The sequence below is a fragment of the Desulfobulbus oligotrophicus genome (genome assembly GCF_016446285.1).
Taxonomy (GTDB): Bacteria; Desulfobacterota; Desulfobulbia; order Desulfobulbales; family Desulfobulbaceae; genus Desulfobulbus; species Desulfobulbus oligotrophicus.
Genome location: NZ_CP054140.1, coordinates 2,962,554 through 2,978,232, shown reverse-complemented (window position 1 = coordinate 2,978,232; position 15,679 = coordinate 2,962,554). Strand labels below are relative to the sequence as shown.

At 52.1% G+C, this 15,679-nt stretch carries 15 protein-coding genes; 7 read left to right on the top strand and 8 right to left on the bottom strand.

What is annotated here, in order from left to right:
- Positions 1-19: 19 nt before the first annotated feature.
- The 8 genes from HP555_RS13500 to HP555_RS13465 all read right to left on the bottom strand — a co-directional run bounded on the left by HP555_RS13500 (position 20) and on the right by HP555_RS13465 (position 7,027).
- Positions 20-1,060: an OmpA family protein gene (locus HP555_RS13500; RefSeq protein ID WP_199263089.1), complete on the bottom strand. Its 1,041-nt coding sequence runs from the start codon at positions 1,058-1,060 to the stop codon at positions 20-22.
- A gap of 237 nt (positions 1,061-1,297) precedes the next feature.
- The gene (locus HP555_RS13495; protein WP_199263088.1) at positions 1,298-2,110 is read right to left on the bottom strand and encodes a substrate-binding periplasmic protein; all 813 of its coding nucleotides are present in this window, start codon (positions 2,108-2,110) and stop codon (positions 1,298-1,300) included.
- A 267-nt stretch (positions 2,111-2,377) separates the two neighbouring features.
- Positions 2,378-3,010, bottom strand: coding sequence for a PqiC family protein (locus HP555_RS13490; protein WP_199263087.1), 633 nt, complete (start codon positions 3,008-3,010; stop codon positions 2,378-2,380).
- Positions 3,007-4,017, bottom strand: a complete 1,011-nt coding sequence (locus HP555_RS13485; RefSeq protein WP_199263086.1) for an MlaD family protein — start codon at positions 4,015-4,017, stop codon at positions 3,007-3,009. The genes HP555_RS13490 and HP555_RS13485 overlap by 4 nt, the downstream gene beginning before the upstream one ends.
- Positions 4,014-4,793 carry an ABC transporter ATP-binding protein gene (locus HP555_RS13480; RefSeq protein WP_199263085.1) on the bottom strand — a complete coding sequence of 260 codons (780 nt, stop codon included), beginning with the start codon at positions 4,791-4,793 and terminating at the stop codon, positions 4,014-4,016. Before HP555_RS13480 ends, HP555_RS13485 begins: the two co-directional genes overlap by 4 nt.
- A 9-nt stretch (positions 4,794-4,802) precedes the next feature.
- A complete protein-coding gene (locus HP555_RS13475; protein WP_199263084.1) occupies positions 4,803-5,918 on the bottom strand; it encodes an MlaE family ABC transporter permease in 1,116 nt (371 codons plus the stop codon).
- Positions 5,919-5,957: 39 nt separating this feature from the next.
- On the bottom strand, positions 5,958-6,656 hold the full coding sequence (locus HP555_RS13470; protein ID WP_199263083.1) for a lipid-binding SYLF domain-containing protein: 699 nt from the start codon (positions 6,654-6,656) through the stop codon (positions 5,958-5,960).
- 212 nt (positions 6,657-6,868) lie between these two features.
- Positions 6,869-7,027 carry a rubredoxin gene (locus HP555_RS13465; RefSeq protein WP_199263082.1) on the bottom strand — a complete coding sequence of 53 codons (159 nt, stop codon included), beginning with the start codon at positions 7,025-7,027 and terminating at the stop codon, positions 6,869-6,871.
- A 322-nt stretch (positions 7,028-7,349) separates the two neighbouring features.
- Here HP555_RS13465 and rplU point away from each other — a divergent pair, with 322 nt between their 5' ends.
- From rplU to HP555_RS13430, 7 genes are all read left to right on the top strand, one after another.
- Entirely contained in the window at positions 7,350-7,661 is a 312-nt protein-coding gene (gene rplU, locus HP555_RS13460) for a 50S ribosomal protein L21 (RefSeq protein WP_199263081.1), read from the top strand.
- 26 nt (positions 7,662-7,687) lie between these two features.
- Positions 7,688-7,945, top strand: coding sequence for a 50S ribosomal protein L27 (gene rpmA, locus HP555_RS13455; protein ID WP_199263080.1), 258 nt, complete (start codon positions 7,688-7,690; stop codon positions 7,943-7,945).
- A gap of 128 nt (positions 7,946-8,073) precedes the next feature.
- The gene (gene obgE, locus HP555_RS13450; protein WP_199263079.1) at positions 8,074-9,102 is read left to right on the top strand and encodes a GTPase ObgE; all 1,029 of its coding nucleotides are present in this window, start codon (positions 8,074-8,076) and stop codon (positions 9,100-9,102) included.
- Positions 9,083-10,258 (top strand): glutamate 5-kinase, encoded by a 1,176-nt coding sequence (gene proB / locus HP555_RS13445; protein WP_199263078.1) that lies wholly within the window; start codon positions 9,083-9,085, stop codon positions 10,256-10,258. Before obgE ends, proB begins: the two co-directional genes overlap by 20 nt.
- A 158-nt stretch (positions 10,259-10,416) precedes the next feature.
- On the top strand, positions 10,417-11,688 hold the full coding sequence (locus HP555_RS13440) for a glutamate-5-semialdehyde dehydrogenase (protein WP_332908643.1): 1,272 nt from the start codon (positions 10,417-10,419) through the stop codon (positions 11,686-11,688).
- Positions 11,689-11,690: 2 nt separating this feature from the next.
- Positions 11,691-12,368: a nicotinate (nicotinamide) nucleotide adenylyltransferase gene (gene nadD, locus HP555_RS13435; protein ID WP_199263077.1), complete on the top strand. Its 678-nt coding sequence runs from the start codon at positions 11,691-11,693 to the stop codon at positions 12,366-12,368.
- Positions 12,368-15,676: a UvrD-helicase domain-containing protein gene (locus tag HP555_RS13430; RefSeq protein WP_199263076.1), complete on the top strand. Its 3,309-nt coding sequence runs from the start codon at positions 12,368-12,370 to the stop codon at positions 15,674-15,676. Before nadD ends, HP555_RS13430 begins: the two co-directional genes overlap by 1 nt.
- Positions 15,677-15,679: the final 3 nt, after the last annotated feature.

Sequence of the window (15,679 nt, the reverse complement as noted above, 5' to 3'; positions counted from 1 at the left end):
TGGACAACCTTGCTGGTGCTTATCGTGGCACCAGTTCCACTCTGCGGTTTTTTGCCCGGCCAGGTTCGGTTGCGTTTGTCGCTACCGGAGCAAGATTGGCGACGCCATGAGGGGTCAGGCGATCTGTTTTTATACCATATTCGCTGCTCAGCGCTGTCACCACTGACTCAGCGCGCCGTTTGGAGAGGTTCAGGTTGAAATCGAAGTTGCCGATGTTGTCCGTATGTCCAACCACATACAGATTGAGATCCGGTTCATTGTTGAGCAGCTTGGCGATCTCCTCCAGCACGGGTCTGGATTCATCCTTGATCTCTGTTTTATTGAAATCAAACAGGATCCCGTACAGGGCCACCCGGCCGTCAGAGGTGATAGATCTGGCCATTTCATCGGCCTTGACCGCCACCATGTTCTGGACCATGGGTTTGACCTCAATCACATCCACCGCTGCGTAGGCACCGCGCTTTGCCTTATAGATGGCATCGTCTTTATTCCATTCAACCGTGATCAGAGAGACATAGATATCCCCTTCAGGTCGTTGTTTCTTAGCAGTGAGTGTTTTCAGACCTTTGGTGTCGGCAGCATACACAACGTAGATACTGCGATTGGTGCGAATGTTCAGGCCACTGAAGAAGGCGAGGTAGTTCGTCCATTTGGTAGCGTTATCGTCTTTTGTGGAATCGTAGAGGATATCAAATCCTTCAGCAGCCAGTTCGTTCTGGTAGTTGCGCAGCAGCTCGAGACTGCTCGTGTCGTCGGCTGCCTCATACCAGATCCGGGTCAGCGCCCCTTCCAAACGGAGCGGCGGGTTAACGTAGTGCCGTTTTTTTGCGTTAAGATCATAGGAAGTAAACGTAGATGTTTGCAGATCGTACTCAACAAAACGTTTGGTATCGTAAGCAACGATTTCTGAACCGCCAAAGCGTTTGAGCAGCGGATGATCCTTTGCACCCGGCAGATCGGCAGCCTGTATGGAGGGAAGAAAGGAAAAGGCCACGAAAAACCACGCCGACATGATCATGAACACGTGACGGAAAACAGGGGCCGGTACTGTAGTTTTCATAACTTTACTCCTCTGCAGTTTTAAGTGGTTCCAGCACGTTGACTGTGGTGGTGAACATCCTTTGTATTAAGTGATTGCCGGACAGACAGGCAGGCCTCATCATGAGAGTGCACTGTTTCATTGGGGTGATGCAGCCATTGGTCAGTAGTATCTCCGGGAATCTTTTCAGGTTCAATTGATTTTTAGTATGAGGCGATACTTTTTGGAGCAGCAAAGCACGGCAATGGATGTGGAAAGCTACTGTTTCAGGCTGTAGACAGTATTGCGATAGAAAGGTATTTCCTGCTCCAGTATTTTCTGCAGTTCTCCGCTTTGTTCAAGTGAGGCCAGATAGTTGTTGGCTGCGGCAAGCAGTTTGTCATTTTGGGGGTGGACAGCCCAGGCAAGCGGTTCCTTGGTCAGTAAAGTCGATCCCGGTGTCAGGCCTTTGTCAATGTATTGAGCGGCGTAGTAAGTACTGGTCGGCAGGTCGGATAAGAAAACATCGATATGACCGGCGATCAGGGCATCGGCTGCTTCAGTCGCTGACGCAAAGTGGACAATTTTTCCCCGGGCGCCGAGTTTTTTTACCAGGGTGTCGCCATTACTGTCTTTCACTACGCCGAGCCGTACATTCTGATCAACAAGATGCTGACTGCCGGTGCCGTACAGTGCATATCCGTCCAGACGCATCAGCGCTATCTGGCCGGATAGCAGGTAGGGATCCGCAGTCAGCAGATTTTGCCTGCGGGCATCGGCCACCGACAGCCCGGTCATCAGGATGTCCACCTGTCTGTTGAGCAGGGCTGTTGCCATATTGTCACGCGAGACCGCTACCACTTCCAATCGGCGTTCAACAAAATGTGCCAATCCGGAGGCAAACTTCATTTCCAGTCCGGCCGCATTGCTCTCCTTTTTGTAGGTAAGCGGTGGTGCATCCAGCGTCATACCGACCCTCAGTGGTTTAGGGTCAAAGAAACGGTTGAACCGTGTCGTGGAAGTGGATGGTTGGCAGCCGCTGAGCACGAGTGTGGCGATCAGAAGAGAGAGAGCGGGTAATAAACGGTACATAGACATTCCTTGACAATGAGCGGAAAACAGGAGCTGAAAAGACAGGATTGCCGGTTTAGATGTACACCAGGATCTTCCGGTGATTGTGGAGTCGACAACAGCCGGAGTATCCTGTGCCAATACATGGTTGATCATAACTTGGTTGCGTGTCCAGTGTTTTGTCTGATGTCCCTCCTTGTTCCAGTCTAACTGAGTGTTACGATTGTGACAGGCACGGAGCAGTGAAAGACAGGGCTTCAATGCTGAAAAAAGAGGAGGCCATGAGATTTATCGGGCATGTGCTGTTACGTTTTGTCGATGAGCGGCCAGGAGTGAGACGGCGATCTCTTTGCTGAGATCTCCAATGGCCTGTGAAGCACTGGTGACAGTTCCCTCATATCCGGTATGATTGAGGTTGTCTTGTTGACGAAACGTCTTCCTCACCAGAATGGTTTTGTTGCTGACATCACTTAACGTATAGACTGCAGTGGTGATAAATTGACGACCATCACTGCTGAATTCGTTTAATTCGACTTCAACTTGATAGCGAACAGTGCTGAAACGTGGTCCTGGAAAAGCGGCAATATTTTCGGTGGCCAGCAGATCTTTAAGGCCTGCGACGATTTGCTGACTGACCAGTTGATCAAGAGGGCCGGCCCACAGATCGGTTGCAGATGAACGGGTTGTACCGGGAACCTGTGGATACAGCAGGCCTCGTCTTTGCAGATGTGATGCCAGTTGAACCGGCATGAGCAGCGTCATTTCGCTGACATCCTTCCATTCAGATGTCAGGGGCTGTTGGCGGATTGGCTCCAGGGTGTACAGGGTCGTGATGTTTGATGGCCGAAGGCAGCCGCTGAGAAGCAACAGCACAGAGAGAATGAACCAACAATGACGAAGGCTGGAGTTGTTTGTAGTCATGGCGTTTCCTTGGTTTGACCAAAGATCAGGGCATTGGGCGTCTGCTGCAGATAATCGCTCAGATGCCGGACCGAGAGAGCAGCCTGTTCAATCTCACGCAACGACGTTCCAAGCTGGTAGGCTAACAGGGAATCTTCGGCAGTGAGTTGTTCGATATTTTTTAAAGCTTTGGTCAATACACCGGCTGTGGAATTGAGTTCGGTGAGGAGTTTTTTCAGCTCAGCACTGATGGGCGGCAACTCTTTACCGGTGGTACGAAGCAGTGATGTCGCTGTATCGGCCAGGGTGGTGAAACTTGTCAGCCCGCTGTGAACTTCGGCTGCTGCAGCTGGGAATTCCGTATTTATACGGGTAACCAGTGAGTTGAACTGCTGGAGGGTGCTGTTGAAGCTGCTGAGCACGTTACGGGTTTCCTCAGAGTTGATGATGCTGTTAATACCGTCAAGGGCTGCGGCTGTCTTGTTGAGGATTTCATCAAGTGGTAATTGTTCCAGTTTTTGGGTGATTTGTTCCAGGCCTGAGGGTTGGGTCGGAATCTCCAGGTAGGTATCATCCGTTCGGTAGCGGGTTGTCGAGGTGTCGGGGAAAAAAGCAAGATCGATATACAGCTTACCGGTTAACAGGCTGGTGGTCTTGAGTTGTGCCCGAACCCCTTTATCAATCAGGTGCTGGAGCATGGCGCGCATTTTTTCAGGTTCCCATTCACCCCGGTTCTCTCCGGACACCACAGGTCGCTGTTCGATGTCAATATACACCGGCATGAGATAGTCCTTTTTTTGTTTATCAAAACTGATCCGAACAGCACTGACTCTGCCGATGGTGACGCCCCGGAACGTTACAGGAGCACCGACGTCAAGGCCGTAGAGTGAGCCGGTGAAAAAGGCAACACAGTGGAGTCGATTGTCCTTGAATTTTACTTTTCCCAGAACAACAATGGCTGCCAGGGCTAAACAAAGAGCGATCAGGATAAAGGTACCAACAAGAGTGGGATTGGCTTTTTTGCTCACACCGTACAGACCTCGCGTTTTCCGGTTCCCCGGGTCAGAAATTGGAGTACCGTTGGATGGGTGGACTCCTGTTGTAAAAGGGTTTTGGGGTCTCCCGTGGCCAGCATGGTTTTACTGTTGCTGTCCAGGAAGACGGAGTTGGTGGCAATGGCATAGATTGATGCCAGTTCATGGGTGACGATGATGACTGTGGCTCGTAAACTTTCCCGCAACTCCAGGATTAACTGATCGAGATTGCGGGAGCTGATGGGGTCCAGCCCTGCGGAAGGCTCGTCGAAAAATAAAAATTCCGGATCCATGGCGATGGCCCGTGCCAGAGCTGCCCGTTTACGCATACCGCCGGAGAGTTGTGCCGGATAAAATTCTTCAAATCCGGCCAGGCCGACCAGGGAGAGTTTGAAGGTCACGAGTTCAGCAATCACTGCGGGTGTAAGATCTGTATAGTGTTGCAGCGGTAGAGCAACATTTTCGGCCAGGGTCATGGAGCTCCAGAGGGCACCGGATTGATAGAGCACTCCGGCCTTGCGGATAATCGAGGCCTGCTGTTCGTCATCCAGTTCCCAGAAGTTGGCCGAGCCGTAGCAGACTGATCCGGTTGCCGGCGGTTTAAGGCCGATCATCTGGCGGAGCAGGGTCGACTTGCCGCAACCCGATCCACCCATGATTATGAAGATATCCCCCTCGTAAATGGTGAAATTCAGGTCCCGTTGCAGCACAAAACTACCGTAGGCCATGGTCAGATCACGAACAGTTATCGCTGGTACCGGGGAGTTCATGGACACTGGTCAACGGTAGAGAAGGAACGTGATGAACGAATCTGAAACTACAATTAAAACAATTGAGGTAACAACAGCTGAAGTGGTGGCCTCTCCCACAGCCAGTGCACTGCGACCACACTGCATGCCACGCAGACAGCCCGCATAACCGATAAGTATGCCAAAGATGGAGGCTTTAAGAATGCCCTGACCAAATTGACTGAGCTGTATGGTTTTACGGGTCTGTTCAAGATACTCTGTTAACGAGAGATCAAGCATGGTAACCCCGATGATTGAGCCTCCTAAAATTCCCATAATGTCTGCATAGACACACAGGAGAGGCAGCATCAGTATCAGGGCCAGTATCCTTGGGAGAACGAGAAAACCCACCGGCGAGATACCCATGGTCCGCAGGGCATCAATCTCTTCATTCACCTGCATGGTTCCTAATTGGGCTGCATACGAGGCGCCGACCCGTCCTGCAATAATGATTCCGCTCATCAGAGCGCCCATTTCAAGGACCATGCCCAGTCCGACAAGGTTGGCCACATAGATTTGGGCGCCGAACATCTGGAGTTGCACGGCGCCGACAAATGATAAAATCACCCCGACTAAAACGGCAATCAGAGAGACGATCGGCAGGGATTCCACCCCGCAGACCTGAACGAAATAAAAAAAATCCCGGGATTTGAAAAGAACCTTGCCTCTCATAAGGTCCAGCAGGGCGAAAAGGAGTTCGCCGGTGAAGGTAGCCACCTCACGCAGTTGCCTGCTTGCCTCTATCGTTGAGCGACCGATACGGACGACGATATTTTCTGCAGCAGGAGGGCGTGAGGTGATCTGTTCCGGTACAGCCTCGGATAGAGTGAGGAGTCGGCGAACGCCCGGCGGTAATCCATCCTCATTCACCCGGATGTTGCGGTTGTGAATTTCAGCAAGGATGGCTTTGAGGAAGATCAGCAGCCGGGTATCCCATTTTTCGAGTTCGTCACAGGCAAAGGCTATGGAGATGATATCCTGACCGATACCGGAGAGCAGCTCGTGCGGGGAGGGGGGCTGTGAATGCAGGGTCCATGCTCCTGCAAATCGGATAATCAGCTCTCCCTGTTGCAGAGATTCAAGGGTGAAAAGTGATTGCCGGGCCATGGCAATGGTCTTGAGGAGCAGGATGAGGCATATCTGGTATTATCGTCCGATCGGTTGAGCATTGGGTTTTGCCTTGGGCAACAGCTGTCGCAAACGATCGGCATGGGCATTGTTGACTTTTTGCTTGATGAGGATATCAAATACCTGCACCGGTTTGCCGTAGTAGCGACGGTTCCAGTCGTTTAACGGGGTAATGGCGGCTCCTTCGATGCTGACCCCGCCAAAGATCCCCTGGGAACGGCCGAAGGCGAGGATGTCGGCGGATTGAGCCTTGGCGGAAGCGCCGATAGGACCGGCGGCAACGGCTACGTCCGCACCGATTTTATAGTCCGTCGACAGCATAGCATTCAATCCCCGGTCAGTCATTATCAGAAGAATGATTTCCGAGGAGTCGGCACCGATTTGAAATCCCAGAGAAACAGAGCCCATACTGTAAAATGCCGGTGAACTCCATCTGGCCGTATTGGTATCCTGCCCCACAAGTACACCCCGTCCACCTGAACCGCCGATAATGAAGCCACCCCGCAGCATCTGCGGCACGATGAAGATACCCTTGGCCCGGTCGACATTGTTCTGAAACCAGGTCATGTTGGGATCGTTTATGAAACCACGGTAAACCACAGCGGCCCGATCAACCAGATCTGCAGGTTCAGCATAATAATCCGCTCGAGCAGAGTAGACTGGAAGGAGATGAATCAGCGCCAGCAAGAACAGCACGAATCGGCAAGAGCGTGGCATGTGAGAATCCTCCATTGAAAAACGAGTGACGGATTTCTTATTGCTCAAGGCATAGACCATGCTGTTGTTTTACCCTGCCATGTCCGGGAAAAAAGCAGGTCGAATCGTTGAATCGGTGAACAGCACAGTAGTTGAATTGTCTGATGATTGCGGGAAAAATTCTGTTGCACAAAAAGCCACTGACCGGAGAGCGTCGACCAGTGGCCTGACGGTTAGTCGATTGGATAGAAATACTCTTTTTCAGCCCCGCATTTTGGGCAGACCCAGTCATCGGGAATGTCAGCAAAGGCAGTGCCGGCCTCGATTCCGGTTTCGTGATCACCTTCAGCTGGATCGTACACATAACCGCAGGGACACTCCATCTTCTGCATAGTTTGTTCTCCTGTAGATAAGAGGGATGTTTTTCGATAAGCCTCGAATTTCTTATTATATAAGAACGTACTTGTGGTCTAACTTAAGTCGTTTTACTGGATCAGACAAGAGAAACCGATCTTTTCTTAAAAATTCCCTCGGTTGTCCCTCAACGTGATGCAAACAAACGATGTAGCACAGAAGGGGTGTCTGGAATGGAAAAGGTCAGGGGTGGAGAATAACTCTTGACAAGATGCGGCGTGATCGATTTAAATATCAGATTCTATAATAAATGTTTCCATTTGCGACTTTCAGGTTGAGAAAATAGAGAGGAGGAACCGCATGTATGCAATAATTCGTACTGGCGGCAAGCAATATCAGGTGGAGTCCGGTGACACCCTTCGTGTTGAAAAATTGCAGGGTGATGTGGGCGATACTGTCGAGCTGTCGGAAGTGCTGTTACTGGTCGATGGCGAAACAATTAAAGTCGGTCAGCCCGTGGTTGAAGGGGCAAGAGTGGTCGCTAAAATTGTTGAACAGGGCCGTCATAAAAAAATTACTGTCTTTAAGAAAAAGCGGCGTAAGGGCTATCAGGTAAAAAAAGGACACCGGCAGATGTATACTGCCCTGACCATTGAGACGATAGCTGCATAAGCAAAACTGTTATTGCGGAGAGTATAATGGCACATAAGAAAGCAGGCGGTAGTTCACGCAATGGCCGCGATAGCGCTGGGCAACGGCGTGGAGTCAAACGGTTTGGCGGCCAGATTGTCAAAGCCGGAAACATCCTCGTCCGGCAGTTGGGTACGGTGATACATCCCGGTACCAATGTCGGCTGTGGTCGTGATTATACCCTTTTTGCCAAAATTGATGGTACTGTTAAGTACGAAAAATTCGGAAAGGATCGAAAAAGGGTCTCCGTGTATCCTGTCGAGTAAGACAAATTTAATGAGTCAGAGCAGGTGATTTTAAAGAAATTGCCTGCACGACGGATTTCGGACCCGGCATCATCATAGATTGATGTCGGGTTTTTTCATGGTTTTCTGGATTTGGTCAACAAGGTATTATGGGGTTTGTCGACGAAGCAAAATTTTTCGTCAAGGGAGGCGACGGTGGCAATGGCTGCGTTAGTTTCCGGCGGGAGAAGTTTGTTCCAAAGGGCGGACCTAACGGCGGTGATGGCGGCAAAGGCGGAGATGTATTTCTGGTTGCCGATCGCAGCATCCGCTCGCTGCTTGATTTCCGGTTTAAAGTACATTTCAAAGGCGGGTCGGGTGCCGGTGGACAGGGCAGCGACAAGCACGGTCGAGGTGGTAAAGACTGTATCGTGCTGGTCCCGGTGGGCACAGTGGTCAGGGATGTTGAGACCGGTGCGGTACTGGTTGATTTGATTGAACACGACCAGACCTATCTTGCCGCCGCCGGTGGCGCAGGCGGTCTGGGGAACGCACGGTTTGCGACTTCAACCAACCGGGCACCCCGTCAATCGACACCAGGGCAGCCCGGTGAAGAGCGATGGCTGAAGATCGAACTTAAACTTCTGGCCGATGTCGGCCTTATCGGGCTTCCCAATGCCGGCAAGTCAACACTGCTGTCCAGACTTTCAGCAGCCAACCCCAAAATAGCCTCGTACCCATTCACAACTCTGGAGCCACAGTTAGGTGTACTTCATCTCCCCTCAACCGGCCCCTGCATTATAGCTGATATTCCCGGACTCATTGAGGGCGCGCATCGTGGCGTAGGGTTAGGGCATCAGTTTCTCCGTCACATCGAGCGTACCTCCATCTTATTGCATCTGATTGATGTATCCGGTGAAAATCAGCAACCCTACGATGACTATACGGTGCTGGCCAGTGAGCTGGAAGCGTATAAAAAAGAGTTGATCAATCGTGTTCAGGTGGTTGTTCTGAACAAAGTGGATCTGATTGATGAACAACGGTTATCCGAAGTATATCATCAGTTTACCGACATCGATGTCCCTCTGATTTCAATTTCGGCTGAAAAAGGTACTGGGCTTGAAGGGTTGAAAGCGTTACTCGGCACGTACCTTGAACAGCAGTACATAGAGGAGGACCATGACTTTTCAGGTGAGTAAGGAGGATGGTCTGTACTATCGGCAGACCCTTTTTGATCAGGCCAGGCGCGTCGTCATCAAGGTGGGTAGTGCAGTACTGACCAATGAGAATGGTTTGGATTATGCCATCATCTCTCATATTGCCCGTCAGGTCTCCTTTCTTCAATCCACAGGCCGGGAGATCATCCTGGTCAGCTCGGGAGCCGTGGCAGCCGGCCGTAAACGGTTGGGAGTGGAGAAGACCCCGCATGAAGAATTACGGATCAAACAGGCACTGGCCGCCACTGGCCAGGGTTTGCTTATGCAGGCCTATGAACAGGCCTTTGCCGAATATACACAACCAGTCGCTCAGGTGCTTCTGACCCATGCTGATCTTTCTCATCGACGCCGTTACCTGAATGTTCGCAACACTGTCCGAACGCTTTTTGAATTCGGAGTGGTGCCGATTATCAATGAAAACGATACGGTCTCTGCCGAAGAACTGCGTTTTTCCGATAACGACACCCTTGGCGCCTTGATGACGAATATGATCGGCGCAGATATGTTCATTATCCTTACCGATGTTGACAGTCTGTACACCGGCCATCCCAGCGAAGATCCTGAAGCGTGTCCAATTTATACTGTTGCCAGGATTACCAGGGAGGTTGAAAATATGGCCGGTCATTCAACCAGTATTCTTGGAACCGGCGGCATGATGGCCAAGATTCGGGCCGCTAAAATGGTGGCTGCCAGCGGTGGCTGTTCGTTCATCGGCCCAGGGCGGCATCCGCATATTCTCCAGGCACTGTTCAGTGGTGAGCTGGTGGGCACCTTTTTTCTGCCGACCAAAGGAACGATTACCCGGCGCAAGCACTGGATTGCCTATGTCCTCAAACCACAGGGGGCTGTGGTGGTTGACGATGGGGCACGAAGAGCATTACTCGAACAGGGGAAGAGTCTGCTGCCTTCAGGAATTGTTGAGGTGCAGGGGAGTTTTGCTGTCGGGGCGCCTGTTCATTGTCTGGACCGTACCGGTACGGTTATTGCCGCCGGATTGAGCAACTACACAGCTGCAGACATTGAACGGATCAAAGGAAGAAAAACGCAGGAGATTGTCGACATCCTCGGTCACAAAGATGCTGATGAGGTCATTCACCGTGACAATCTGGTCGTGTTAGGCAGTGGGGAGGGGGCATGATCTTGTTGTCCGTCAGCCGGCCACTGCCACAAGTGTTTGCAGGATGCTTGTTATGTTCATACAATTTTCAAACATATTTTCTCAGGCCTTCGCCGGCATCAGGATGATTGTCATCAGGTAATGTCGGGTGCGGTCGTGATACAATTGGTCAGGAGAGTATGATGGAAGGTGCGCAGATTGCAAAATCGGTATTGGAGATGGTGCAGGAAGCCAGATCTGCATCCAGAATCATTGCTGCCATGCCGACTATGCAGAAGAATAGCATTTTAGGCGATATTGCTGAGGCTTTGCTCAGGCAGCAGGCATTCATTCTTGCTGAAAATTCTAAGGACATGGAGGCCGGTAAAAAAAAGGGACTGTCCACAGCCATGCTTGATCGCCTGCAGATCACAGAAAAGGGTATTGGTGATATGGTGCAGGGCTTGCGCGAGGTGGCTGCCCTGGAAGATCCGGTGGGTGAGATCTCGGAGATGCGACGGCGTCCCAGCGGCATTACTGTCGGGCGGATGCGGGTGCCGTTGGGTGTTATCCTGATGATTTATGAATCTCGACCAAACGTTACCATTGACTCGGCCGCCCTGTGTCTGAAAGCCGGTAATGCCGTCATTCTGCGCGGCGGTTCTGAGGCAATTTATTCCAACCTGGCCCTGGCTAAAGTATTACAGGAAGTTCTGATCAGACATTCGGTTACCCCGACAGTTGTTCAGGTGTTGCCGTTCACCGACCGGGAAGCCGTCGATATCCTGCTGCAACAGGAAGAGTCTATTGACCTGGTGATTCCACGGGGTGGTGAGGGGTTGATCCGGGCAGTAACCGAAAAATCCCGTATCCCCGTGCTCAAACATTACAAGGGGGTCTGCCACTGTTTTGTTGATGCGGATGCTGATCAGGACATGGCTGTCTCGATCATCCTCAACGCCAAGGTGCAACGGCCGGGCGTGTGTAATGCCCTTGAAGGATTACTGGTGCACCGCGAGATTGCCGAAAAATTCCTGCCTAAGGTGAGTCAGGCATTGAAAAAGGAAAATGTACGACTTTTAGGTTGCCGGTCCAGTTGCTTGATCTGTGAGGAGATGATTCAACCGGCAGCAGAGACCGATTGGGGAACAGAGTTCCTTGATCTGGCCATGGTGGTCAAAGTGGTGCATGGTCTGGATGAGGCCATGGATTATATTGCCCGTTATGGCTCCAGACATACGGAAACGATCCTTACCCGTTCCTATGCGCATGGCCAGAGATTTCTGCAGGAAGTCGATGCGTCGGCGGTCATGGTGAATGCGTCGACGCGGTTTAATGACGGCGGTCAGTTTGGTCTGGGAGCAGAAATAGGGATCTCGACCACCAAGCTGCATGCCTACGGCCCCATGGGGTTAAAGGAGTTGACGACCCAGAAGTTCATTGTCTACGGTAGTGGTGAGATCCGTACCTAGGCATGGCCGGTTGGACGAAAAAACCGGTGATCGGCCTATTCGGCGGCACCTTTGATCCTGTCCATCAGGGACATCTCGATCTGGTCCGGCACGTTCTTACCCGCTGTCGGCTGGACCGGTTGCTGTTTATTCCGGCAAAGCTGCCTCCCCACAAACGGCAACCTGTAGCCGGCTTTACCGATCGGGTGGCAATGCTCAACGCTGCCCTTGGCGAATGCCCGGATATCAAAGATCAGGTGCTGTGCTCGCTCATTGAACAGCAGCTGCCGAAACCTTCCTACACCATCAATACGGTACAGGCGCTGATGCAGGAAATGGAGGCGGAACAGTTCGCCCTTGTTGTTGGTGCCGATTCTTTACTGGAGCTTGGGCACTGGTACCGGGTTGAAGAACTGCTTGACCTTGTTGATCTTATTGTGGTGACGCGGGATACTGTTGATGTGACATCGATCAATGCAGCGCTGTCTGCTCTACCTCCTGCCTATGTGTATAACCCCGTGCAAAAGCGCTGGCTCGGCAACAATGGCAGAATCGTAGACTACCTGGATGGTATTGCGTTACCGGTTTCTTCATCGTCCATCCGGGAAGATCTGAAAAACGGGTGCATACCGCCGCTGCTCCCGTCGGCGGTCTTCCACTATATTCAACAGCACGCACTCTACGGCTGGAAATCAAACTGATGCGCTATATTGCTGATCTGCATATTCACAGCCATTATTCTCGGGCCACCAGCAAGGCGAGCACGCTCCACGGCTTAGCTGCCTGGGCGGCGGTCAAGGGTATCAACGTGGTGGGGACCGGTGACTTCACTCATCCCGGTTGGTTTGCCCACCTCCAGGAATGTTTAGAGCCGGCTGAACCGGGCTTTTTTCGTCTGAAAGCCGATCAGATCATTGACATGAGTCCTGTGCTGCCAATGGGAATCCGTCCAGCCCTGTCGCCGGCATCCATTCGCTTTGTACTCAGCGCCGAGATCAGTTCAATCTACAAGCGTGACGGTAAGGTCAGGAAGATCCACAACTTACTGTATGTTCCTGATTTTCATGCTGCTCGACAGATCAATGCCACCCTGGCGACCCTGGGTAATATCAGTGCTGACGGTCGGCCGATTCTTGGTCTTGATTCCCGCCTTCTTCTTGAAATCCTGTTGGAGAGATCCGAGGCCGGATTCCTGGTGCCCGCTCATATCTGGACGCCATGGTTCTCCGTGTTTGGCTCCAAATCCGGATTCGACTCCATTGAGGAGTGTTTTGGAGATCTCAGTCATCATATTTTTGCCCTGGAGACCGGCCTTTCTTCAGACCCGGAGATGAACCGGATGGTCTCTGCTCTGGACAGATTTACTCTTCTCTCCAATTCGGACTGCCACTCACCGGCTAAGCTGGGAAGAGAGGCGAACATCTTCAACACAGGTCTTGACTTCTTTTCTCTTCGCAGTGCAGTGGAATCTCCGGTCAATCAGGACGGTCAGCAGGTTTTTACCGGGACTGTCGAGTTTTATCCGGAGGGCGGGAAGTACCACTGTGACGGTCATCGCCGATGTCAGATCTGTCTGGAACCTCAGGAAAGCAGAAAACTTAACAACCTGTGCCCGGCCTGCGGCAAGCCGTTGACAATCGGGGTGCTCCATCGGGTTCTGGAACTGGCGGATCGGGAAAAACCGGTGTATCCGCCCGGCAGCCCACAGGTACACAGTCTGATTCCCCTGCAGGAAATGATTGCAGAGCTCCTTGACTGTGGTCCGAACACGAAGAAGGTGCAAAACAGTTATGTCCGTTTAATCAATACCTTTGGCTCTGAATTCACTCTGCTGCTGGAAACACCGGTTGAAGATATTCAGACCCGGGGATCCTCGCTGCTGGCGGAAGCGATCAGGCGGGTTCGAGCTAACCAGGTACTTCGCCGGCCCGGTTATGATGGAGAATTTGGGGTCATTCAGGTTTTTTCAGGTGACGAACGTGCCCGCCTCTGCGGCCAGGGGAACCTGTTCGCTTCGGCTGTTACCTCAGAACAACGGAAGAAGGCAGGAAAGCGAACCAGAACCGCACTTGACCCCGTACCAATGGACGACATCCCGACTCCTGCCAAAAGGAGTCGGGTATCATTAAACAGTGAGCAGCAGCAGGCAGTTGACAGCACGGCTGCTCTCATAGTGGTACAAGCCGGGCCAGGCACTGGAAAAACCCATACCCTGGTCAGTCGGGTTCAGTGTGTGGCCGGTTCGGGAGCCATACCGTGCACGGTCATTACCTTTACCAATAAGGCGGCAGCTGAAGTCCGTGAACGGATCTCCCGGGATATTCCAGACCAGAGTGGATCAGTCACAGTTGCCACCTTTCATGGGTACTGCTTGGGGCATCTGCGTCGATTCAGACCAGAACTCAAGGTGGCCGGTCCGGAGGAACGGATGTTGGTGCTTGAGGAGCTCCAGCCCGATTGGAGCGCCAGGGACCGTGAGGCCTTCTCGCGCCTGCTCAGCCGTTTTTTCAGTCAGTTGGAGTCCGGTACGGAAAACAGCGTTGTGCAACGCTATGTACAGACCCTTGATGAACGGTCTCTGATCGATATTGAGGCGGTGGTTTCACGTACCGTAGAGTTGTTGCATGTGGACGGCCCTGAGGCGGAAACGATACGCAGGGCAACCGGTCATCTGTTTGTTGATGAGTTTCAGGATGTCAATGCAGCACAGTACAGGTTGATAGCCTTGCTGGCCCGGACCTCTACCGTGTTTGCCATCGGTGATCCTGACCAGGCCATCTATGGCTTTCGTGGCTCTGATCCGCGATGGTTTCATACGTTCAGAGACGATCTGCATCCGGAAGTACATCGACTGTTTCGTAACTATCGCAGTGGTGTCAGTATCGTCCGTGCTGCTGAACAACTGATAGCACACAATGACCATCCGCTTCCTTTGGTGGAAATGGAAGCCTGTAACAACCTCCAGGGGACTCTTTATGTACAGCGCTGTGCGCATCCTGAACAGGAGGCCGCATTTATTGCCGATAATATTGAGGTGCACCTGGGAGGCACCTCACACCGATCTATAGAACGAGACGACCGAATCGAAGCATCAGCTGTGTCTTTCCGTGATATCGGCGTGCTGTACCGGACCTCGGCTCAGGCGGCAGCCATCGGAGCGGTACTGTCCAGACGTGGTATTCCTTTCCAGGTGGTTGATCTGGAAGCTTATTACACGAAAGGGGACTGTCGTCTGCTTTATTTCTGGATACTCGCCCTTACCGGTCTGGCCGAGTTCAGCCAACTCATGTTTCTGGTGCGTCAGGAACCGGGGATTGATGAACAGGTGGTTGATCGGCTGCGAACTCATTTTCGCACACCCGGCTTAAGAGCGGGGATCAGCTTATCACACATGACAGACTGGCTGCATGGCACGGATGATGCTGCCTGCGCACGGCTGTGTCTCTTTGCCGCAGAGATGCAATCCCTTGTTGATACTCAACCCGTGGCGTCAATTTTGCAAGCTCTGGTCGAACACTACCTGCTCGCTGCCGATCACCCGGATATGCAGCGGCTGATTGAGTCGGCTGTGGCCACTGACCTCCCGTTGACTGATTTTGCAGCTCATCTTCTCCAGTACAGTGATTCGATTATCTACGATCCTCGCGCTGAGGCGATAACCCTTTGCACATTACATGCGGCCAAAGGATTGGAGTTTCCACTGGTGTTTATTACAGGTCTTGAGGACGGGCTGTTGCCATTGTACATGGGCAGCTCGATTGACGGGGAAGATGGGGAGCAGCAGCTTGAAGAGGAGCGCAGGCTGTTGTATGTGGGGTTGACCAGAGCAACCACAACCCTGTTTTTAACCTGGTGCAAAGAGCGATCCCGCTATGGCGGACCGCTGAGACCATGCACACCTTCCCGATTTTTACAGGAGTTGCCTGCCGCCTCTTTTACCAACCTGCCAACACCTGAACCGATACGGAGCCGTACGTCCAGGCCTCGTCAACTTTCGCTGTTTTCGTGAATT

Bases quoted from the DNA above. Each gene is read 5' to 3' on its own strand.
- HP555_RS13500 (WP_199263089.1), bottom strand. From the start codon at position 1,060: ATGAAAACTACAGTACCGGCCCCTGTTTTCCGTCACGTGTTCATGATC.
- HP555_RS13495 (WP_199263088.1), bottom strand. From the start codon at position 2,110: ATGTACCGTTTATTACCCGCTCTCTCTCTTCTGATCGCCACACTCGTG.
- HP555_RS13490 (WP_199263087.1), bottom strand. From the start codon at position 3,010: ATGACTACAAACAACTCCAGCCTTCGTCATTGTTGGTTCATTCTCTCT.
- HP555_RS13480 (WP_199263085.1), bottom strand. From the start codon at position 4,793: ATGAACTCCCCGGTACCAGCGATAACTGTTCGTGATCTGACCATGGCC.
- HP555_RS13475 (WP_199263084.1), bottom strand. From the start codon at position 5,918: ATGGCCCGGCAATCACTTTTCACCCTTGAATCTCTGCAACAGGGAGAG.
- HP555_RS13470 (WP_199263083.1), bottom strand. From the start codon at position 6,656: ATGCCACGCTCTTGCCGATTCGTGCTGTTCTTGCTGGCGCTGATTCAT.
- HP555_RS13465 (WP_199263082.1), bottom strand. From the start codon at position 7,027: ATGCAGAAGATGGAGTGTCCCTGCGGTTATGTGTACGATCCAGCTGAA.
- rplU (WP_199263081.1), top strand. From the start codon at position 7,350: ATGTATGCAATAATTCGTACTGGCGGCAAGCAATATCAGGTGGAGTCC.
- rpmA (WP_199263080.1), top strand. From the start codon at position 7,688: ATGGCACATAAGAAAGCAGGCGGTAGTTCACGCAATGGCCGCGATAGC.
- obgE (WP_199263079.1), top strand. From the start codon at position 8,074: ATGGGGTTTGTCGACGAAGCAAAATTTTTCGTCAAGGGAGGCGACGGT.
- proB (WP_199263078.1), top strand. From the start codon at position 9,083: ATGACTTTTCAGGTGAGTAAGGAGGATGGTCTGTACTATCGGCAGACC.
- HP555_RS13440 (WP_332908643.1), top strand. From the start codon at position 10,417: ATGATGGAAGGTGCGCAGATTGCAAAATCGGTATTGGAGATGGTGCAG.
- nadD (WP_199263077.1), top strand. From the start codon at position 11,691: ATGGCCGGTTGGACGAAAAAACCGGTGATCGGCCTATTCGGCGGCACC.
- HP555_RS13430 (WP_199263076.1), top strand. From the start codon at position 12,368: ATGCGCTATATTGCTGATCTGCATATTCACAGCCATTATTCTCGGGCC.